General features: G+C 75.2%; 16 protein-coding genes and 1 tRNA gene. 11 read left to right on the forward strand and 6 right to left on the reverse strand.

The genetic code is table 11. The annotated features are described in order from the left end of the window. Nucleotides 1-129: 129 nt before the first annotated feature. Nucleotides 130-1,692, forward strand: coding sequence for a pyridoxal phosphate-dependent aminotransferase (locus tag H505_RS0138805; protein ID WP_157433280.1), 1,563 nt, complete (start codon nucleotides 130-132; stop codon nucleotides 1,690-1,692). A gap of 120 nt (nucleotides 1,693-1,812) precedes the next feature. On the opposite strand, the gene H505_RS50440 is transcribed toward H505_RS0138805, so the two are convergent. Next, nucleotides 1,813-1,884, reverse strand: a tRNA-Trp gene (locus tag H505_RS50440). A 315-nt stretch (nucleotides 1,885-2,199) separates the two neighbouring features. Between H505_RS50440 and H505_RS0138810 the strand changes: the two genes are divergently transcribed. Then, nucleotides 2,200-2,772: a hypothetical protein gene (locus H505_RS0138810; protein WP_026406267.1), complete on the forward strand. Its 573-nt coding sequence runs from the start codon at nucleotides 2,200-2,202 to the stop codon at nucleotides 2,770-2,772. A 514-nt stretch (nucleotides 2,773-3,286) separates the two neighbouring features. Continuing rightward, nucleotides 3,287-3,844 carry a CGNR zinc finger domain-containing protein gene (locus H505_RS0138815; RefSeq protein WP_026406268.1) on the forward strand — a complete coding sequence of 186 codons (558 nt, stop codon included), beginning with the start codon at nucleotides 3,287-3,289 and terminating at the stop codon, nucleotides 3,842-3,844. A gap of 31 nt (nucleotides 3,845-3,875) precedes the next feature. On the opposite strand, the gene folP is transcribed toward H505_RS0138815, so the two are convergent. Further along, entirely contained in the window at nucleotides 3,876-4,733 is an 858-nt protein-coding gene (gene folP, locus H505_RS0138820) for a dihydropteroate synthase (protein WP_034522147.1), read from the reverse strand. Nucleotides 4,734-4,991: 258 nt separating this feature from the next. Here folP and H505_RS0138825 point away from each other — a divergent pair, with 258 nt between their 5' ends. The 3 genes from H505_RS0138825 to H505_RS47145 all read left to right on the forward strand — a co-directional run bounded on the left by H505_RS0138825 (nucleotide 4,992) and on the right by H505_RS47145 (nucleotide 8,384). Further along, complete coding sequence (locus tag H505_RS0138825; RefSeq protein ID WP_026406270.1) at nucleotides 4,992-6,026, forward strand: GDP-mannose 4,6-dehydratase; 1,035 nt, start codon at nucleotides 4,992-4,994, stop codon at nucleotides 6,024-6,026. Between the two features lie 45 nt (nucleotides 6,027-6,071). After that, the gene (locus H505_RS47140; RefSeq protein ID WP_064743798.1) at nucleotides 6,072-7,700 is read left to right on the forward strand and encodes an MFS transporter; all 1,629 of its coding nucleotides are present in this window, start codon (nucleotides 6,072-6,074) and stop codon (nucleotides 7,698-7,700) included. 66 nt (nucleotides 7,701-7,766) lie between these two features. Then, nucleotides 7,767-8,384, forward strand: coding sequence for a LysR family transcriptional regulator (locus tag H505_RS47145; protein ID WP_084551319.1), 618 nt, complete (start codon nucleotides 7,767-7,769; stop codon nucleotides 8,382-8,384). 108 nt (nucleotides 8,385-8,492) lie between these two features. Here the strand turns inward: H505_RS47145 and H505_RS0138840 are convergent, their stop codons facing one another. Continuing rightward, entirely contained in the window at nucleotides 8,493-9,407 is a 915-nt protein-coding gene (locus H505_RS0138840) for an Lrp/AsnC family transcriptional regulator (RefSeq protein ID WP_026406271.1), read from the reverse strand. Between the two features lie 767 nt (nucleotides 9,408-10,174). Here H505_RS0138840 and H505_RS0138845 point away from each other — a divergent pair. The 5 genes from H505_RS0138845 to H505_RS0138865 all read left to right on the forward strand — a co-directional run bounded on the left by H505_RS0138845 (nucleotide 10,175) and on the right by H505_RS0138865 (nucleotide 16,769). After that, the gene (locus H505_RS0138845) at nucleotides 10,175-11,611 is read left to right on the forward strand and encodes a GuaB1 family IMP dehydrogenase-related protein (RefSeq protein WP_026406272.1); all 1,437 of its coding nucleotides are present in this window, start codon (nucleotides 10,175-10,177) and stop codon (nucleotides 11,609-11,611) included. Between the two features lie 135 nt (nucleotides 11,612-11,746). Next, entirely contained in the window at nucleotides 11,747-13,228 is a 1,482-nt protein-coding gene (locus H505_RS47150) for an LCP family protein (protein ID WP_051301633.1), read from the forward strand. Between the two features lie 223 nt (nucleotides 13,229-13,451). Continuing rightward, the gene (locus tag H505_RS47155; RefSeq protein ID WP_034521902.1) at nucleotides 13,452-14,963 is read left to right on the forward strand and encodes an LCP family protein; all 1,512 of its coding nucleotides are present in this window, start codon (nucleotides 13,452-13,454) and stop codon (nucleotides 14,961-14,963) included. A gap of 85 nt (nucleotides 14,964-15,048) precedes the next feature. After that, nucleotides 15,049-16,146: an enolase C-terminal domain-like protein gene (locus tag H505_RS0138860; protein WP_026406273.1), complete on the forward strand. Its 1,098-nt coding sequence runs from the start codon at nucleotides 15,049-15,051 to the stop codon at nucleotides 16,144-16,146. Between the two features lie 56 nt (nucleotides 16,147-16,202). Then, a complete protein-coding gene (locus H505_RS0138865) occupies nucleotides 16,203-16,769 on the forward strand; it encodes a P-loop nucleotide/nucleoside kinase family protein (protein ID WP_425248287.1) in 567 nt (188 codons plus the stop codon). 98 nt (nucleotides 16,770-16,867) lie between these two features. Here the strand turns inward: H505_RS0138865 and H505_RS50445 are convergent, their stop codons facing one another. From H505_RS50445 to H505_RS0138880, 3 genes are all read right to left on the reverse strand, one after another. Continuing rightward, on the reverse strand, nucleotides 16,868-17,023 hold the full coding sequence (locus H505_RS50445) for a hypothetical protein (RefSeq protein WP_157433281.1): 156 nt from the start codon (nucleotides 17,021-17,023) through the stop codon (nucleotides 16,868-16,870). A 141-nt stretch (nucleotides 17,024-17,164) separates the two neighbouring features. After that, entirely contained in the window at nucleotides 17,165-18,319 is a 1,155-nt protein-coding gene (locus H505_RS0138875; protein ID WP_026406275.1) for an acyl-CoA dehydrogenase family protein, read from the reverse strand. After that, complete coding sequence (locus H505_RS0138880; RefSeq protein ID WP_026406276.1) at nucleotides 18,316-20,277, reverse strand: ATP-binding protein; 1,962 nt, start codon at nucleotides 20,275-20,277, stop codon at nucleotides 18,316-18,318. The genes H505_RS0138875 and H505_RS0138880 overlap by 4 nt, the downstream gene beginning before the upstream one ends.

Here is a 20,277-nt window from a genome sequence, read left to right on the forward strand (position 1 = left end):
GTCAGCATCGATGAGACTCGCTTGTAGTGATGCTTTCTGCGGGGAAGTATGGCTGCGAGCCCACTTGGGTGACACACGGGGACCACGACTTCACCATCCGTTGTTTCAGCATGCCCTCTGGAGGCTTTGATGCCTGCCCATAACCCGTCCGCGGCCGACGCGCCGGTGCCGGACGCCTCCGCCCCCGAGGCGGAGTCCGACACCCCGCTCGATCCGAGCGCCCTCGCCGCCCCCGACCCGCGCACCCCCGACCTGCGCGACCCCGACCTGCGCGACCCCGGCCTGGCCGCCGCCGGCCTGGCCGCCGTCCCGGTCCCGGACGCGCCCACGCTGGACGCCGCCGCCCTCGGCCGTCCGGCCGCCGACCGGTCCCGCCGCGCCGGGGACGTCCGTCCCGTCCCGTTCGCGCCGCGCCCGGTGCCGCTGTCGCCGACCCTCGCGGTGAACGAGGCCCTCGCCCGCAAGCGGAGCGAGGGGGTGCGGGTGCTGCCCCTCGGTTTCGGCGAGGCGGGCGTCCCCGTCCACCCGTCGCTGGCGCGCGAACTCGCCGCCGCGGCGGACCGGGGCGCCTACGGCCCGGTCGCCGGTTCCGAGGAGCTCCGCGCGGCCGCCGCCGGGTACTGGACGCGCCGCGGCGTGCCGACCGTCCCGGACGCGGTGGTGTGCGGGCCCGGGAGCAAGCCGCTGCTGTACGCGCTGCTGGCGTCCATCGGCGGCGACGTGGTCGTGCCCGCGCCGAGCTGGGTGTCCTACGCGGCGCAGGCGTCCCTGCTCGGCGGGGAGCCGCTGCACGTCGCGACCGCGCCGGGCGAGGGCGGGGTGCCGAGCCCGGCGCTGCTCGCCGACGCCGTGGTGCGGGCGCGGGCGCGGGGGCGCAGCGTCCGGTCGGTGATCGTCACGCTGCCCGACAACCCCACCGGCACGCTCGCGTCCGAGGAGACGGTCCGGCGGCTGTGCGCGGTCGCGCGGGACCTCGACCTCGTGATCGTCTCCGACGAGATCTACCGCGACCTCGTGCACGACCCCGCCCGGACGGTGCACTCGCCCGCGCGGTTCGCGCCGGAGCGGACGGTCGTGACGACGGCGCTGAGCAAGAGCCTCGCCGCGGGCGGGTGGCGGCTGGGGGTGGCGCGCCTGCCGGAGGGCCCGTTCGGCCGGGCGCTGCGCGACAGCCTGCTGGGCGTGGCGAGCGAGGTGTGGTCGAGCGCGCCCGCGCCGATGCAGCACGCCGCCGCGTACGCGCTCGCGGAGCCGCCCGAGCTGGTCGAGCACGTCGACCGCAGCCGCCGCCTGCACGCCGCCGTCACCGGCGCCGTCGCGGACCGGTTCGCCGCCGCGGGGGCGCGGGTGCGGCGCCCGGAGGCCGCCTTCTACCTGTACCCCGACTTCGGCCCGCTGCGGGAGGCGCTGCGCGCGGGGCACGGCGTCCGGACGGCGGCCGACCTGACCGGCCTGCTCCTCGACCGCTACGGCGTCGGCGTCCTGCCGGGCTGCGCGTTCGGCGACGCCCCGGACGCGCTGCGCATGCGGGTGGCGCCGAGCCTGCTGTACGGGCGGGACGACGAGGAGCGGCTCGCGGCGCTGGCGTCCCCGGACCCGGCGGCGCTGCCGTGGATCGCCGGCGCCCTGGACCGGCTCGGGGACGTCCTGGCGGACCTCGTGGAGACGGTGGGAGAGCCCGCGCTCGCCTGAGCGCGGGACGGCCCCGACGGGAGGGCCGCCGCGGCCCGGCCGCGGCGGCCCTCCCGTCCGTCACGACTCCGAAAGGAATTGCGGAGCGTAAGGGATCACGGCGCTTTCCGTGACGACTTGCAGGGGCGGAGGGAGTCGAACCCACTTTCCGCCGGTTTTGGAGACCGGCCGCCTAACCGGTGGCTCACCCCTTCGTGGCATTCATCACCCGATGCGGCCAATGATCCACTCGTTCACCGGCGGCCGCAAAGGATTTCCGGACCACCGCGGCGGCGCCGGAAGGCCCGGCCGCACGGGGCCTGCGGCGGTCGCGGACGGCGAACCCGCATCATCCCCGACCGGCGCGGATAAGCGTGGTGTAAGGTCCTACGGCACACCGGGCGAACGCCGTGAAGCGGCCATGACGGGCCATGGAACGGGCATGGGGCGTGCCGCCCGGCATTCTCGTGGTAAACCCATGACAGCGTGATGTCACATAAGTGATGAAAGAAGGCGAGGGGGCCCGCCATGAGGCATGCACAGGACGGGGCTGCCGCGGCGATGAGCGCCGCCTCCCGGATCCTCGTCGCCCGGGGCAAGAACGAGCCCCAGGAGGTCGAGAACCCGGACGTCGCCTGGGGTCAGCGCGCCCGCGACGGGGTGTGGGTGCCGACCAAGGACGGCCAGCGGATCCACCTGGGCATCGACACCGCCGCGGCGGACACGGTCGCCCAGCTGCTGCGGCCCACCCTGCGGGTGTTCGTCGGCGTGGACGTCGACACCGACATCGTGGCGCAGACGACCGCGGGCGGGGTGCGCCTGCTGACCGTCATCCACGGTCCGGGGGCTCCGGCGGAGTTCCGGTTCCCGGTCTCCCTCGCCGACGGTCTCGCGCTCGAGTCGATGCCGTCCGGCGGCTACGACGTCGTCCACCTGCGGTACGGCGCGACCGTGGGACGGCTCTACAACCCGTGGGCGAGCGACTCGATGTTCCGCCAGGTCAAGGCCGACTACGTGCTGGACGGCCCGGTCGTGACCATGCGCGTGCAGCACGCCGACGCGTACTACCCCGTCGTCGCCGACCCCCACTACGCCCGCTGATCCGCCGCGCGCCACGTCACCGCCGCCCGTCCCCCCGCCCGTCTCCGGCCGCGGGACGGACGCGCTAGGAACGCGGCTCGCGGATCACGATCGGGTCCTCGAAGTCGGGCTCGCGGCTGATCTCCCCCAGCGTCTCCGCGCCGCTCTCGCCCCGGCGGTACAGGGCCGTCGGCTCGGCCCGACGAGCAGGATCGCGTCCGGGAGGCGGAGCCGTCCCGCCGGCGCGCGGGCGAGCAGCACCACGACGACGAGGAAGACGACGAAGAGCGGCTCCTCCACGTCGCTGATCCCTATCCGGAACGCGGCGCGGCACGCGTGCCGGGGCCGCCGGGATTTGGAACGTTCCCGCAGGGTGCGGGGGTCGCGACCGGCCGCGGCCGGGCCCGCGCGTCCTCGCGGGGCGGGCGGCGCGGGGCCGTCCCGGCGTCATAGGCTTGAGGCCGGGCCGCGTTCCGGCCCCCGCGGCGGCGTCCGGCGCAACGACCGCCCCGGTTCCCGGAAGACTGGACTCACCGTGATCTTCACTCATGACACCGAGCACGCGCTCGCCGTGGTCGTCGACCTGATCAACACCGGTGCCGCCGCGTCCGGCACCGAGGAGCTGGACGCGCTGCCCGGGCTGCGGGCGTTCGTGGAGCGCAACTCCTTCAGCGACCTGGGCGAGGTGACCGGGACGGACGTCGCCGCCGTCCGGCGGCTGCGCGACCGGTTCCACTCGGTCTTCCTCGCCGGAGAGGTGCCGGCGGCCGTCCGGCTCATCAACGACATCGTCGGCGAGGTCCGCACGACCCCCCACCTGACCGACCACGACGGCTACGACTGGCACGTCCACTTCTTCGCGCCCGGCGCCCCGCTCCCCGAGCACCTGGCGGCCGACTGCGGCATGGCCCTGGCGTACGTGGTGGCGGCCGGGGAACTGGACCGGCTGCGCACCTGCGAGGCGCCGGACTGCGACCGGGTGCTGGTGGACCTCTCCCGCAACCGGTGCCGCCGCTACTGCGACAGCCGGACGTGCGGGAACCGCATGCACGTCGCGGCGTACCGCGCCCGCCGCCGCGAGGCCGCGCTCTGACGGGGCGGCGGCCCCGCCGGCGGGGCCGCCGCTAACCGCGCGGCGCGGGCAGCGGCCCGAGGGCCGCGACGGCGTCGAGGGCGCGGCGCGCGGCGGCCGCGTCGTGGACGCGGAACACGCGGGCGCCGAGGACGGCCGAGACTCCGAGCACGGCGAGCGTCCCGGCGCCGCGCCCGTTCACGGGCCGGCCCAGGGTCTCCCCGATGAAGTCCTTGTTCGACACCGCCACCAGGACCGGCCAGCCGGTCGCGGTCAGCTCGCCGAGCCGCCGGGTGATCTCCAGCGAGTGCCGGGTGTTCTTGCCGAAGTCGTGCGCGGGGTCGATGAGGACGGCGTCCCGGCGCACCCCGAGGGACACGGCCCGCTCGGCCTCCGCGGTGACGTGCGCGACCACGTCGGCGACCACGTCGGCGTAGGCCGTCCGGTGCGGGCGGGTGCGGGGCTCCAGGGCGCCGGCGTGGGCGCAGACCAGGCCGATGCCGTGCGCGGCCGCGACCTCGGCGAGCCGCGGGTCGGGGCCGCCCCAGGTGTCGTTGAGCAGGTCGGCGCCCGCGGCCGCGACCGCCTCGCCGACCTCGGCGCGCCAGGTGTCGACGCTGATCACCACGTCGGGGTGGCGTTCCCGGACGGCCGCGACGAGGTCGACCACGCGGCGCAGCTCCTCGGCGACGCCCACGTCCTCGCCCGGCCCGGCCTTCACCCCGCCGATGTCGACGATGTCGGCGCCGGCCGCCACGGCCCGCCCGACCGCGTCCAGCGCCGCGTCGAAGCCGTAGGTGGCGCCCTTGTCGAAGAACGAGTCGGGGGTGCGGTTGACCACCGCCATGATCGCGTGCGGGCCGAGCTCGCGCCCGTTCAGCCGCAGCGGCGTCGTTTCCGGAGAGCCCATGATGAGCACAGATTCGCACACCCCCGGGCGGGGGCGCCAAGCGGTCCGCCGGACGGGCCGTGCGGAGCGCGTCCGGGCCCCCGGACCGGCACTAGAAGCGAATTCGGTTCAAATGCCGCCCTCGCTCGTCAGCAACCCAACGAGGTCGCTAACCTCATATGTCATGCTCGTTGCGGGATTGCGTCCCCGCGGTGGGCCGCCGACCCGGTGGTCGCGGCCCGGACCGAGCAGCCCCGAACGAGCAGCATGGAGGATCCGCTGACCAGGCGAGCACTCATCACCGGCATCACCGGACAGGACGGCTCGTACCTGGCCGAGCATCTGCTCGCACAGGGGTACGAGGTGTGGGGTCTGGTGCGGGGTCAGGCGAACCCGCACGTCTCGCGGCTGCGCAAGCACGTCGGCGACGTGCGGATCACCACGGGCGACCTGCTGGACCAGAGCAGCCTCATCTCCGCGGTGGAACAGGTCCGGCCCGACGAGGTGTACAACCTCGGCGCGATCTCCTACGTCCCGATGTCCTGGCAGCAGGCGGAGCTCACCGCCGAGGTCACCGGCATGGGCGTGCTGCGGATGCTGGAGGCGATCCGCGTGGTGTCGGGCATCAGCCCGTCCCGGACGCCCGGCCGCGAGCAGATCCGCTTCTACCAGGCGTCGTCGTCGGAGATGTTCGGCATGGTCCGGGAGACGCCGCAGAACGAGCGGACGCCGTTCCACCCGCGCAGCCCGTACGGGGTCGCCAAGAGCTACGGGCACTACATCACCCAGAACTACCGCGAGTCGTACGGCATGTTCGCGGTCAGCGGGATCCTGTTCAACCACGAGTCGCCGCGCCGGGGCGCCGAGTTCGTCACCCGGAAAGTGTCGCTGGGCGTCGCCCGCATCAAGCTGGGCCTCGCCTCCGAGCTGCGCCTGGGGAACATGGACGCGCGCCGCGACTGGGGCTACGCGGGCGACTACGCCCGCGCGATGCGGCTGATGCTCGCCCAGGACTCCCCGGAGGACTTCGTCATCGGCACGGGGCAGACCCAGTCGGTGCGGGAACTTGTCGAGTTCGCGTTCCGCACGGCGGGCCTGAACTGGGAGGACCACGTCGTCCTGGACGCCAAGTACACCCGGCCCGCCGAGGTGGACCTGCTGTGCGCCGATCCGAAGAAGGCGCGCGAGCAGCTCGGCTGGGAGCCGGAGATCACGTTCGAGGGCCTGGTCCGGATGATGGTGGAGTCGGACCTGCGGCTGCTGTCGGAGTCCGCGCGCCCCGAGGACGAGCCGTTCAGCCCCGACCACTGGTGACCCCTCCCCCGCGCTGACGGCCCGGCGGCGTGACACGATGCGACCATGGCTGACGTCGCCGCGGATCCGGGGAGCGCCCGGCTGGGCACCGGACCGGGCCGCTGGATCCTCCTCGCGACCGTCCTCGGGTCGGGTCTGGCGCTGCTCGACGCCACGGTCGTCAACGTCGCGCTGCCCGCCATCGCCGACGACCTCGACGCGGACATCACGGGCCTGCAGTGGACCGTGAACGCCTACACGCTGACGCTGGCCGGGTTCATCCTGCTCGGCGGGTCGCTCGGCGACCGGTACGGGCGGCGGCGCATCTTCCTGCTCGGGGTGGTGTGGTTCGCGGCCGCGTCGGTGCTGTGCGCCGTCGCGCAGGACGTCGGGATGCTGGTGGTGTCCCGGGCGCTGCAGGGCGTGGGCGGGGCGCTCCTCACCCCGGGCTCGCTGGCGATCATCCAGGCGTCGTTCGCCCCGGACGACCGGCCCCGCGCGGTCGGCGCCTGGTCGGGGCTCGGCGGCATCGCCGGGGCCGTGGGGCCGTTCGCGGGCGGGTGGCTGGTGGAGGCCGCGGGCTGGCGGTGGGTGTTCCTGCTCAACGTGCCGCTCGCCGCCCTGGTGGTGCTGGTGGCGGCGCGGCACGTGCCCGAGAGCGCCGACCCGGACGCGGGCGGGCGGTTCGACGTGCTCGGCGCGGTGCTCGCGGCCCTCGCCCTCGCGGGCACGACGTACGCGCTGACGGAGGCGCCGAGCGGGCGGGCGCGTCCGCTCGTGGTGGCGGTCGCCGGGATCCTCGGCGCGGCGGCCGCGGCGGGGTTCCTCGCCGTGGAGCGGCGGCGCGGCGGCGGGCGGCGGCTGTCCGGCCGGGCCGGGGCGGACGTCCCCCGGCCGATGCTGCCGCTGGAGGTGTTCGCCGCCCGGCAGTTCTCGGCGGTGAACGCCGTGACGTTCCTGGTCTACGGCGGGATGGGCGTGCTGTTCTTCCTGCTCGTGCTGCACCTGCAGGTCGTGGGCGGGTTCTCGCCGGTCGCGGCGGGCGCGGCGCTGCTGCCGGTGACGGCGCTGATGCTGCTGCTGTCGGCGCGGGCGGGCGCGGTCGCGCAGAAGATCGGGCCGCGGTGGCCGATGGCGGGCGGACTGCTGGTGGCGGCCGCGGGGATGCTGCTGGTCGGGCGGATCGGCGCGGGCGCGTCCTACGTCCGGGACGTGCTGCCCGCGGTGACCGTGTTCGGGCTGGGGCTGTCGGCGGTGGTCGCGCCGCTGACCGCGACGGTGCTGGCGACGGCGCGGTCCCGGCACGCCGGGGTGGCCAGCGGCGTCAACAACGCGGTGGCGCGGGCCGCGGGGCTGCTCGCGGTCGCGGCGATCCCGCCGCTGACCGGCCTGACGGGCGGCGCGCTGCGCGATCCGGAGGCGTTCGCCGACGGGTTCGGCCTGTCGATGGCGGTGTGCGCCGCGCTGCTGGCGGCGGGGGCGGTGCTGACGCTGCTGACCGTCTCCGACGGCGCGCTGGTCGTCGCGGAGGGGGCGCACTGCGAGCCCCAGGCCCGCAGCCACTGCTCGGTCGGCGCGCCGCAGCTGCAGCCGGAGCCCGAGACCGTCCCCGACACGGGCGCCGGACACGGCGGCGGGCACGGCGGCGGGCACGGACAGGGGCACGGCGGGGGGCGCGCGGGCGAGCCCGGGTGAGGCCGTTTCGGGCCAGGTTCCGCCGTTGTCCGGGACCCCGGCGGCCGGTTGGCATACCGTCGGGACATGAATCTGCGGCAGCTGCGCTACGTCGTGGCGACCGCCGACCACGGCACGATGACGTCGGCGGCCCAGGCGCTCTACGTCGCCCAGCCCGCCCTGTCGCGGGCCGTCCGGGAGCTGGAGCGCGAGCTCGGCATCGAACTGTTCGCGCGCTCGGGGCGCGGCGTCGTCCTCACCCCGGTCGGTGAGCAGGTGGTGCGGCGGGCGCGGGCGGCGCTGGAGGCCGTGGACGCCATCGAGGCCCTGTCGGCGGCGCGGGGCCACGGGCAGGGCGCCGATCTGCGCATCGCCACGACCGCCGCGCTGGAGCCGGAGCTGATCGGACGGCTCGTCCCGCTCTTCGCCCGCGCGCAGCCGGCCGTCCGGATCCGGGTGGTGCGGTGCGCGGACCGCGTCGCGGTCGCCGCGGCGCTGCGCGCGGGCCGCGCCGACCTCGGGCTCGCCGAGCCGCCCGCCCCGGCCGACCTGGCCGTCCACCCGCTGACCCCGCGGGCCGGGCTGGTGCACCCGCACCGCCGGACGCCGCCCGCGGGCCGCGACTTCCTGGCGTTCGCCAAGGAGTGCCTGAGGGAGTCCGTCAGGGAGCCGGTGCGCGAGGCGCCGGGCGGCCGGAACCGCTGAGCGCCGGTGCCCGGCGCGGGGACCGGGCGCGGGGACCGGTGGACGGATGCCCCGGCCACGAGCTCGCCGTGGCCGAGGCGCCTCCCCGGCACCGCGCGCGGAGCGTCCTCAGGACGCGCCGCCGGCGGGGCCGTCGGGGAGGTCGGCGGCGTAGGACTCCTTCACCACGTCGAGGTGGTGCCAGGACTCCCGGACCGTCACGCCGGGCACCGAGCGGACCGCGTCGAGCACGGTGACCAGTTCGGCGCGCGAGGCCGCCTCGGCCTGCCCCACGATGTCGTAGCGGCCGAACCCGGTCGCCACGTAGCGGACGCCGTCCAGCGCGGCGACCGCCTCCGCGGCCTTGCGCAGGCCGCCGCCGACCAGCAGGCCGAACCCGCCGAGCTCGGCCGCGCCGAGCGCCCGCGGGTCGGCGAGGCCGGTCACCTGGATCACCCCGGTGCGCATGAGCCGCACCACCCGGGCCCGGGTGGCCGCCTGCGACAGCCCGATGATGTGCGCGAGCCGGGTGTAGGGGGCGCGACCGTCGCGCTGGAGCTCCCGCAGGAGCCGCCAGTCGATGTCGTCGAGAGTGACCTCCCCGAGCTCCCGCACCACCGTGTGGGCGTCCCGCACCGTGGCGACGGAGCGGAACACCTCCGCGGTCCGCACGCCGGGGACGGACCGCAACTGGTCCACCTCGGCGGCGAGGGCGGTGTCGTCCCTGGTGCGCACCTGGACGACCAGGTCGTGCGGTCCCGCGGTCAGCGCGGCGAAGCCGACGGCCGGCCGTTCGGCGACGGCCGTCGCGACCTCCCGCGCGGAGCCGTCCACGGTGACCGAGACGTGCCCGGTCGCCTCGGCGCCGACGACGGCGGCGTGCACGATGCCGACGACCCGGACGACCTCCGTTTCGAGAAGGTTCTGCACGCGTGCCCGCACGGCCGTGCGGGATAGCCCGACGCGATCGGCGAGCGCCTGGAACGTGGCCCTGCCATCCCGCTGGAGCTCGCGGACGAGCACGGCGTCGACCGCATCCAGCACGGCTGTCCTCCTCGACATGCGATGAATCGTTTTGCCAGCAACTGCAAGATCATTCCATTTCGGGACGGGATGACGTCAAATATTGATCTTGCTCGTGTTCGTCCCACCCGGCGGCCGTCGAAGCGTCTGTGAACGGTCGCGCGCGGTGCCGTTTTCGGCGTCGCGCGCCCCCCTTCGAACGTGCGAACGCCGCCGGAGGCATGAGCCGTCCGGCGGTCCCGGCGGCGGCCGGGCGGGACGCACGCCGGCACTCCACAGGGCTTCGCGGGAAGCGCCCGGCGGGGCCGGCCCGGGGTCGCCGCGCGCGGGCCGGGAGCCCCCGCGACGCAAGGGGTGCGCGGGGGCGCGGGGTGCGGCGGGGGCGCCGCGGGCGATGACGCGGACCGGGTTTAAGTGCGTGGCTTGCATGCGCCTCTCCCGGTGTTCTGATGTGACGCCCCTACGGCAGGACGGCCGTCCGCGCGAGGCACATGTAAGAAAAGTGCATCGGGGGCGCGATTACGTCAAGAGGTAACTTTACAGAGAGCTAAGCCTCACGTTGCACGACTTTCCCTCATGTGCGGGCGTTCAGTTCTGTTATGCCTGCAAGCCGGCAGGGAAACCGGCGCGGAAGGGCCGGACGCGCCACGGGGACACAGGGTCATCACCCCTGGGTGCGGGCATGCCGCCCCCTAAGGGACGGGTGCGTGTGCGCAGCATCGGGGGGTATGGCACACAATGTACGGTGGCCGAGCCACTTTCATCATCGATTGGTGTGTTAGACAGCCGTGCGCCTGCTGAACGTTGAGCACTCCGCTCACGACCTCACCTACAACGACGTCTTCATGGTGCCCGGCCGCTCGTCGGTCGGCTCGCGCCTGGAGGTCGACCTGTCGACCGTGGACGGCAGCGGGACCACGATCCCGCTCGTCGTCGCGAACATGACCGCGGTGTCCGGACGCCGGATGGCCGAGACCGTCGCCCGCCGCGGCGGCGTCGCGGTGCTCCCGCAGGACATCCCGGTGGAGGTCGTCGCCGAGGTCGTCGGCTGGGTCAAGGGACGCGACCTGGTCGTGGACACCCCGATCACGCTGGACCCGTCGAGCACCGCCGGGGACGCGCTCGCGCTGCTGCCCAAGCGGGCGCACAACGCCGTGATCGTCGTCGCCGACGACCGTCCCGTCGGCGTGGTCACCGAGGCCGACTGCCACGGCGTCGACCGGTTCTCCCAGCTGCGCGACATCATGTCGCGCGACCTGGTGACGCTGCCCGCCGGGGTGGACCCGCGCGAGGCGTTCAACCGGCTGCACGAGCGGGGCCACCGGCTCGCGCCCGTCGTCGACGGCGAGGGCCGCCTCACCGGCGTCCTCACCCGCACCGGGGCGCTGCGCGCCACCCTGTACGACCCCGCCGTCGACGCCCGGGGGCGGCTGCGCATCGCCGCCGCCGTGGGTGTGAACGGCGACGTCGCGGGGAAGGCGAAGGCGCTGCTGGAGGCGGGCGCCGACCTGCTCGTGGTCGACACCGCGCACGGCCACCAGGACAAGATGATCGCCGCGCTCGCGGCCGTCCGCGCCCTGGACCCGGCGGTGCCGGTGGTCGCGGGCAACGTGGTGACGGCCGAGGGCACCCGCGACCTGATCGAGGCGGGCGCCGACATCGTCAAGGTCGGCGTGGGGCCTGGCGCGATGTGCACCACCCGGATGATGACCGGCGTGGGCCGCCCGCAGTTCTCCGCCGTCCTGGACTGCGCCGCCGAGGCCCGCCGGCTGGGCCGGCACGTGTGGGCCGACGGCGGCGTCCGGCACCCCCGCGACGTCGCGCTGGCGCTCGCCGCCGGGGCCGCCAACGTGATGATCGGCTCCTGGTTCGCCGGGACCTACGAGTCGCCGGGCGACCTGCAGCGCGCCGCCGACGGACGGCTCTACAAGGAGAGCTTCGGGATGGCGTCGGCGCGCGCCGTGCGGCTGCGCACCGCCGAGGACTCCCCGTTCGACCGCGCCCGCAAGGCGCTGTTCGAGGAGGGCATCTCCACCTCCCGCATGTTCCTGGACCCGCAGCGCCCCGGCGTGGAGGACCTCATCGACTCGGTCGTCGCCGGGCTGCGCAGCTCGTGCACCTACGCGGGCGCCCGCACGCTCGAGGAGTTCCACGAGCGCGCGACCGTCGGGATCCAGAGCTCGTCCGGCTACGCGGAGGGCATGCCGCTGTCCACCAGCTGGTAAACGGATGCGTTCGGGCCGGTCAGCGGCCCGCGCTTTTCCGCGACACGCCGCGCGCGCTCTCCGCGCGCGCGGCGTTCCCGGTTGCACGCTCGCCTGAGGACGCGGCAGGGGGGCCGCGCCCGGAGGGGGCGGAGCATGCGCGACGAGGAGCCCGAGCAGCGACCGGCGGACGGACGCGGCCGGTCCCGCGCGCGCGGCGGGCAGCACCGCGCGGCCCGGCGCGGCCGCCCCGGCCGTCCCGGCGGGCGGAACGCCTCGTACGCGGTCGCGGAGGCGCTGCTGATGGCGGCGGTGTCCCCGGCCCTGCCCGGCCTCGCGCACCTGCGGGCGGGGCGGATCCGGCTCGGCGGGGCGCTGCTCGCCGCGCAGGCGGTGCTGCTGACGGCCGCGGCGCTGGCGTTCGCGCACCTGCGCCCCCTGTTCCTGCAGCTGTCGGTGCGCCCCGGCTGGCTCACCGCCGCCATGGCGTGCTCGGTGGTGCTGGCGGCGCTGTGGGCGCTGCTGATCGTCCACTCCTACCTGGTGCTGGCGCCCGCGGACCTCTCGCCGCCGTGGCGGCTCGCGGGCGGCACGACCGTCTCGGTGCTGTGCCTGCTGGTGATCGTCCCGCCGCTGACCGTGGCGCACTACGGGCACCTCCAGCGCGACCTCGTCGACAGCGTCTTCGCCGACGGCCCCGCGACGCCCGCCGCGCAGGCCGGCGGCACCCGCGCGCCCGCGCCCGCGCCGGGCGGCGCGAGCCCCGACCGGGACCCGTGGGCCGGCGTGCCCCGCCTGAACGTCCTGCTGCTCGGCGGCGACGCCGACACGGGCCGCCCGGGCGTGCGCACCGACAGCATGACGCTCGCCAGCGTCGACACCGGCACCGGCGACACCGTCCTGCTGAGCCTGCCGCGCAACCTGCAGCACGTGCCGGTGTGGTCGGACGGGCGGCGCGTCCCCTATCCCGCGGACGGGCTGCTGAACGCCGTCTACGGCCTGGGCACCGACCGCCCGGACCTGCTCGCGGGCGGCGGTCGCGCCGTCCGCGACCCCGGCGCGGAGCTGCTGAAGCGGACGGTGTCCCACATCCTGGGCCTGCCGGTCCCCTACTACGTGATGGTCGACATGCGCAGCTTCCGGCAGATCGTCGACGCGGTGGGCGGCGTCCGGGTGTGCGTCGCCGAGCCGGTCCCGGTGCCCCGCTCGCAGGTCCCGGCGGGCGTGCTGCGGCCCGGCTGCCGCACGCTGACCGGGCGGGAGGCGCTCTGGTACGGGCGGTCCCGCACCGGCAGCAGCGACTACGTCCGGATGGGGCGGCAGAAGTGCCTGCTGTGGGCGCTGGCGCGCCAGGCGGGCCCGCTGACCGTGCTGCGCAGCTTCCAGCGGCTCACCGAGGTGTTCAAGGAGTCGGTCGGCACCGACCTCCCGCAGCGGCTGCTGCCCGCCCTGGTCGACCTGTCGGCGAAGATCCGCGACGCCGACGTCCGCAGCCTCCAGTTCGTCCCGCCGGTGGTCTCCCCGGGGCGTCCCGACTACGCGGCGATCCGCCGGATGGCGGCGCGGGCGCTCCGGGACGGGACGGGGCCGGACCGCGGGGCGCGCCCGCTGCCGGTCCTGGCCGACGGCTGCGGCTGACCGTCCGTCCCGCCCGTCCGGCCCCAGGCGGACCGCCCCGGCGGACCGGCGCCGCGGCCCGCTGTACGGGAGGCGTCGGCCGGGTGACGCGCATGCGAATACCGGGTCTCGATCCGCCCTCAACAAGATCACGAATGTGCGCTCGAGAAACCCTTGACGCGTTTCGTGCGTCCATAATGTGAGGCCGGAGGATTAAATCACCGTGGGCGGGGATCGGAGTCACATGGGTGGATGGGCGAGTCGTCGCGCCCGGCGGGACCGCGACGGATCCCCCGGCGGGGCGGGCGGTCTGCCCCGCGCGCTCGCGCTCACGCTCGCGTCCGCCCTGGTCTGGGGCGTCGCCCACATCGTCACCGGCCGCCGCCGCGTCGGCGGCCTGCTGCTCGCGGTGTACACCGTCCTCGCCGCCGCGCTCGCCGCCGCGGCCACGGTCTACCGCGGCGACCTGCTCGACCTGATCGTCCGCCCGGACGTCCTCCAGCAGATCACCGGCGGCCTCGTCCTGCTCGGCGTCCTGTGGGTCGCGGTCGTGGTCCGCTCCTACCAGCTGGTCCGCCCGGACGGGATGCGGCTGAGCGCGCGGTCGCTCGGCGCCGCCGCCGTCGCGCTGATGTGCTTCGGGGTCGCGGTCCCCACCGCGTGGGCGGTGCGCGGCACGTACGTCTACCGCGACGCGCTGACCAGCATCTTCCAGGCCGGCGGCCACAACGGCCAGAAGATCGACACCGACGACCCGTGGGACGGGGAGGAGCGCGTCAACATCCTGCTGCTCGGCGGCGACGCCGCCGAGAACCGCCCCGGCGTCCGCACCGACAGCATGACGCTCGCCAGCGTCGACACCGAGACCGGCGACACCGTCCTGCTGAGCCTGCCGCGCAACCTGGAGAGCTTCCCGATGCCGCCGGGGCCCGCCCGCGACCGGTTCCCGTACGGGTTCACCGGCGAGGGCCCGATGACGCCCGGCCTGCTCAACGAGGTCTACCAGTACGCCGAGGAGCACCCCGACGTGGTTCCGGGCGTCCCCAAAGGCGAGCGCGGCCCGACGCTGCTGAAGGCGACCATCGCGGGGATCCTCGGCCTGCCCGTCGACTACTACATCCTGGTCGACATGTTCGGTTTCGCCGACATCATCGACGCCATGGGCGGCGTGAAGATCAACATCCTGCAGCCGATCCCCTACGGGCAGCGGGGCGACGTCCTCCAGCCGGGCAACCGGACGCTGACCGGCAAGGAGGCCCTCTGGTACGGGCGGTCGCGCACCAACAGCAGCGACTACGTCCGGATGGGCCGGCAGAAGTGCCTGATGGCCGCGATCGCCGAGCAGGCCGACCCGCGGACCGTCCTCACCAAGTTCGACGCGCTGGCCTCGGCCGCCAAGCAGACGCTCTCCACCGACCTTCCGCAGGAGCTGCTGCCCGCGCTGATCCAGCTGTCCGGCGAGATCAAGGAGGACGCGAGCATCGACAGCCTCCAGTTCGTCCCGCCGCTGATCCACACCGGCAACCCCGACTTCGAGAAGATCCGCAAGCTCGCCGCCGAGGCCGTCGGCACCGCCGACCGGCCCGCGTCGGGGAGCCCGTCGCCGTCCTCCTCGGGCTCCTCGCCGAAGACGCCGTCCGGTCCGGTGACCGTCGAGCCGCCGGTGCAGGCGCAGAGCACGCCGGGCCCCGGGGCGACGCGGACGTCCGAGGCCCCGGAGACCGACCCGGTGTCGCTGGAGGCGAGCTGCCCCTGAGCCGCTCCGGCGTGTTCTCCCTGGTCCCCCGAGGGGGGATCATGGAGGGGAGACGTCTTCGGAGCACGAGAGGGGCGGGTGCCAGGTGCCTCGGATCCAGGGTTGCGACGCCTTCCGGGTGGCGATGCCGCGCGGCCGGCGGGCCGAGAGCATCCTCGTCCGGCTCGCCGACGGCGACGGCGCGGCCGGCTGGGGCGAGGTCGCCGTCCCCGACGCGCGCGGCCGCGGAACCGGACGGAAGAGGCCCGGCCGGGACGGGACGGCCCCCGACCCGTGGGCCGACATCGAGAACCGGATGGGGCCCGCGCTGATCGGGCTGGAATGGGACCGTCCCGAGGACGTGTCCGCCGCCGCCGACCTCGGCGCGCACGAAGCGGCCGCCGCCATCGACACCGCCTGCTGGGACCTGTGGTGCCGGCTCCGCGGGCTGCCGCTCGCGCACGCGCTGGGCGGCACCCGCACGTCCATCGTCACCGGCGCGCGGATCGCGCCCGCGCAGGTGCTGGAGACGCTGCCCACCCGCGTCAACCAGGCGGTCGGCGCCGGCCACACCCGCGTCACCGTGGACGTCCGCCCCGGGTGGGACATCGAGCCGATCCGGCTGATCCGGCAGGCGTACCCCGCGCTGGCGCTCGTCGCCGACGCCGGCCACGCCTATCGCGACACGCCCGAGCACCTGGAGGTGCTGGCGGGGCTGGACGCCTACGGGCTCGCGGCGGTCGAGCGCCCGTTCCCGTCCGACGACCTGGCGGCGCACGCGAAGCTGCAGCAGCGGATCGGCGCGGCCGTCGCGCCCGACGTCGGCGACCTCGACACCCTGGAGGCGGCGCTGCTGCTGGAGGCGGGGCGGGCGCTGCACCTGCGCCCGGACCGGTTCGGCGGGCTCACCGCCGCCCGCAGCGCCCACGACCGCGCGTACGCGGCGGGCTGGGACGTGTGGTGCAGCGGCGTCGGCGCGTTCGGGATCGGGCAGGCCGCCGCCGTGGCGCTGGCCGCGCTGCCCGGCTGCACGCTGCCGAGCGACGTGTCGGACCCGGCGCACGGCCCCGTGTACGTGACGCCGCCGGTGCGCTCGTCCGGCGGCGTCGTCGGGGTGCCGCTCACCCAGCCGGGCCTCGGGCACGAGATCGACGAGGAGCGCATCGAGCGGCTCGCGACCCGCCGCATGCGGCTGTCGGTGTGACGGCCGGGCGGGATCGGCGGGGCGCCGCGCCGGCCGCCCCCGGGACTGTGTGGGTGGTGGCGGGCCCGCCGGGCGCGGGGAAGTCGACGGTGGCCGACCTGCTGCTGGCGCGGCTGCGTCCCGTCCCGGCGCTGCTCGACAAGGACACGATGTACGGGGAGTTCGTCGCGGCGACCCTCGCGGCGGGCGGCCGCGACCCGGGCGAGCGGGAGGGCCCCTGGTACGACGCGCACGTCAAGCCGCACGAGTACGCGGGGATGACCGCGACCGCCCGGGAGGTCCGCGCGCACGGCTGCCCGGTGCTGCTGAGCGGCCCGTTCACCGGCCAGATCCGGGCGCCGGAGCGCTGGGCGGAGTGGGTCCGGGCGCTCGGCGGCGACCCGGTGCGGCTGGTGTGGGTCCGGACGGACGCGGCGACGCTGCGGCACCGCCTGGAGCGGCGGGGCTCGCCGCGCGACACGGGCAAGCTCGCCGCGTTCGCCGGGTTCGTCGCGCGGATGCGGCCGGACGAGCCGCCGCCCGTCCCGCACGACGCCGTCGACAACCGCCTGACCGCGCCGGTGCCGCCCGCCGCCCAGGTGGACGCGCTGGTCCGCGCGTGGGGCGGTCCGGCCGGGTCCTGACCGGACGGTGGGCCGGGGACGACGAACGTCCGGCGGAGATCTGCGCCCGCCGGACGTTCGCGTCGCGCCGGTGCCGCGTGCGGCGGCCGGCGCCCGGATCAGAGGTTGATGTTGATGTTGGTGTTCTCGTTGTGGCTGCCGTGGCAGCCGCAGTGGTCACCGCCCATCGGCGCGGCCGACGCCGCGGAGGACAGGCCGAAGCCCGTCATCGTGGTCGCGGCGGCCAGCAGCAGGACCGAGACAATACGCTTCATGATCTTCCCTTTCGCCGGTTGTCTGGCGCTTGCTCCGCAATCCTCACCCGAATGGTTGCTCACTGTCACCTATGGATGACAATGGGTGAGCAAAGGTGTCGAGCCGCGATACAGGCGATCATGAAGACCGGAAGGGCGGTCTCAGTAGGACTTCGGCAGCCCCAGCGAGTGCTGCGCGACGAAGTTCAGGATCATCTCCCGACTGACCGGCGCGATGCGCATCAGCCGCACGACGCCCGCGAGCATCCCCACGCCGTACTCGCTCGTCAGGCCGTTGCCGCCGTGCGTCTGGATCGCCTGGTCGACGCAGTGGATCGCGGCCTCGGCGGTCGCGTACTTCGCCATGTTCGCGGCCTCACCCGCCCCCGTGTCGTCGCCCGCGTCGTACAGCGCGGCGGCCTTCTGCCCCATCAGCCGCGCCAGCTCCAGCTCGATTTTGGCGGCGGCCAGCGGATGCGCCACGCCCTGGTGCGCGCCGATCGGCGACCGGAACACCTGCCGGTCCTTCGCGTAGGCGGTCGCCTTGCCCAGCGCGAGCCGCCCGATCCCGGCGCCCATCGCCGACGCCATGATCCGCTCGGGGTTGAGGCCCGCGAACAGCTGGAGCAGGCCGCCGTCCTCGTCGCCGACGAGCGCGTCGTACGGCAGCCGCACGTCGTCGAGGTGGCAGACGAACTGCTTCTCCGGCGACACGATCTCCATGTCGATCGGCGTGAACGAGAACCCCGGCGCGTCCGCCGGCACGATGAACAGCGACGGCCGCAGGTTGCCCTTCTGGTCCTCGGTGCGGCAGACGAACAGCACGGCGTCCGACTCGTCGACGCCCGAGATGAACGTCTTCTGCCCGTTCAGCACCCAGCCGTCCCCGTCGCGGCGCGCGGTGGTGGTGATGCGGTGCGCGTTGGAGCCCGCGTCCGGCTCGGTGATCGCGAACGCCATCTTCACCGACCCGTCCGCGAACCGCGGCAGCCACCGCTTGCGCTGCTCCTCCGTGCCGGACCGCGCGATGATCGTCGCGCAGATCGCCGGGGACACGACCATGAGCAGCAGCGGGCAGCCGGCCGCGGCCAGCTCCTCGCACACCGCGGCGAGGTCGCCGATGCCGCCGCCCCCGCCGCCGTACTCCTCGGGCACGTTGACGCCGAGGTAGCCGAGCCGCCCGGCCTCCGCCCACAGCTCGTCGGTCTTCTCCCCCGCCCGCGCCTTCTCCACGTAGTACGACGAACCGTACTTCGCGCCCAGCTCGGCGACGGCGGCGCGCAGCGCCCGCCGCTCCTCGGTCTCGGTGAAGCTCACTCGCTGGTCCCTTCGATCATGGCGAGGACGGCACCGGCCTCGACCTGCTGCCCGGCTCCGACGTTCAGCTCCGCCACCGTCCCGGCGGCGGGCGCGGCGATGCGGTGCTCCATCTTCATCGCCTCCAGGACGACCAGGGCCTGCCCCTCGGCGACGCGCGCGCCCCGCTCGGTCTCGACCCGCACCACCGTTCCCGGCATCGGCGCGAGCAGCGACCCGGGGGCGATCTGGTCGCTCGGGTCGGCGAACCGCGGCACCGCCCGGAACGCGACCGGGCCGAACCGCGAGTCGACGAACACCTCGCCGTCCGCGGCCGCCACCGCGAACGTCTCACGGAGCCCGCCGCGCTCGAGGACGACCTCGTGCGGGGCCGCCGACACCACGGACGTCCCCGGGAACGCCTCGCAGACCAGACCGTCCCGGCCCAGGTGGTAGTCGACGTCGATCGTCCCGCCGGGCCCCTCGAACGACCTGCGCTGCGGCCGCGACCGCACATTGCGCCACCCGGACGGCAGCCCGCCCTGCACCCGCGCCGACGCCCGCTCGGCCGCCGCGCCCGCGAGCGCGGCGGCCAGCGCCGACACCCGGACGGCCGCCGCGTCCGCGAGCGGCGCGGCCAGCACGTCCAAGCCGACCCGCTCCAGGTAGCCCGTGTCGGTGTCGCCCGCCAGGAACGCCCCGTCCTCCAGGATCCGGACGAGCAGGTCGCGGTTGGTCGTCAGGCCGTGGATCCGGGCGCCGCGGAGCGCCGCCGCCAGGCGCCGCGCCGCCGCGTCCCGCGACGGCCCCCACGCGATCAGCTTCGCCAGCATCGGGTCGTAGTGGACGCCGACCGCCGACCCGCTCTCCACGCCCGCGTCCAGCCGCAGCCCGTACGACGCGGGCACCGCGAACTCGGCGTCGACGCCCGGCACCTCGAACGTGCGCAGCACGCCGCCGGCCGGCCGCCAGTCCAGCGCCGGGTCCTCCGCGTACAGCCGCACCTCGATCGCGTGGCCGCGCGGCTCCGGCGGCGCCTCCGGCAGCCGGGCGCCCTCCGCGACGGCGAGCTGCCACCGGACCAGATCCACCCCGTACACGCACTCGGTCACCGGATGCTCGACCTGCAACCGGGTGTTGACCTCCAGGAAGTGGAACCCGCCGTCCGGTGCGAGCATGAACTCCACCGTCCCCGCCCCGACGTAGCCGATGGCCCGCGCCGCGTCGACCGCCGCACGGCACAGTTCGTCCCGCAGCCCGGGGCGGACCGCCGAGGAAGGCGCCTCCTCGACGATCTTCTGGTGGCGGCGCTGCACGGAGCATTCGCGCTCCCCGAGCGCCCACACCGTGCCGTGCGCGTCCGCGAGGATCTGCACCTCGATGTGGCGGGCGTGCTCCAGCAGCGGCTCGCAGAACACCGCCGGATCACCGAACGCCGACTCGGCCTCGCGGCGCGCCGCGGCGACCGCGCCGTCCAGCTCCGCCCGCGCGCGGACCACCCGCATCCCGCGCCCGCCGCCGCCCGCGGACGCCTTCACCATCAGCGGCAGATCGTCCTCGGTCACCCGGTCGGGGTCGAGCTCGGGCAGCACGGGGACACCCGCCGCCGCCATCAGCTTCTTCGCCTCGATCTTCGAGCCCATCGCCTCGATCGCCGCCGGCGGCGGCCCCACCCAGATCAGGCCCGCGGCCGCGACGGCCCGCGCGAACTCCGCGTTCTCCGACAGGAACCCGTACCCGGGGTGGACGGCGTCCGCCCCGGCGGCACGGGCCGCCTCGAGGACGCGCTCGGCGGACAGGTACGTGTCGGCGGGCGCCGCGCCGGGCAGCCGTCCGGCCACGTCGGCCTCCCGCACGTGGGGCGCGTCCGCGTCGGCATCCGAGAACACCGCCACCGTACCGACGCCCAGGTCCCGGCAAGCGCGCATGACGCGGCGCGCGATCTCGCCCCGGTTGGCGACCAGCAACCTCTTGATCAT

Origin of the sequence: Actinomadura rifamycini DSM 43936 (genome assembly GCF_000425065.1) — a bacterium.
GTDB lineage: Bacteria > Actinomycetota > Actinomycetes > Streptosporangiales > Streptosporangiaceae > Spirillospora > Spirillospora rifamycini.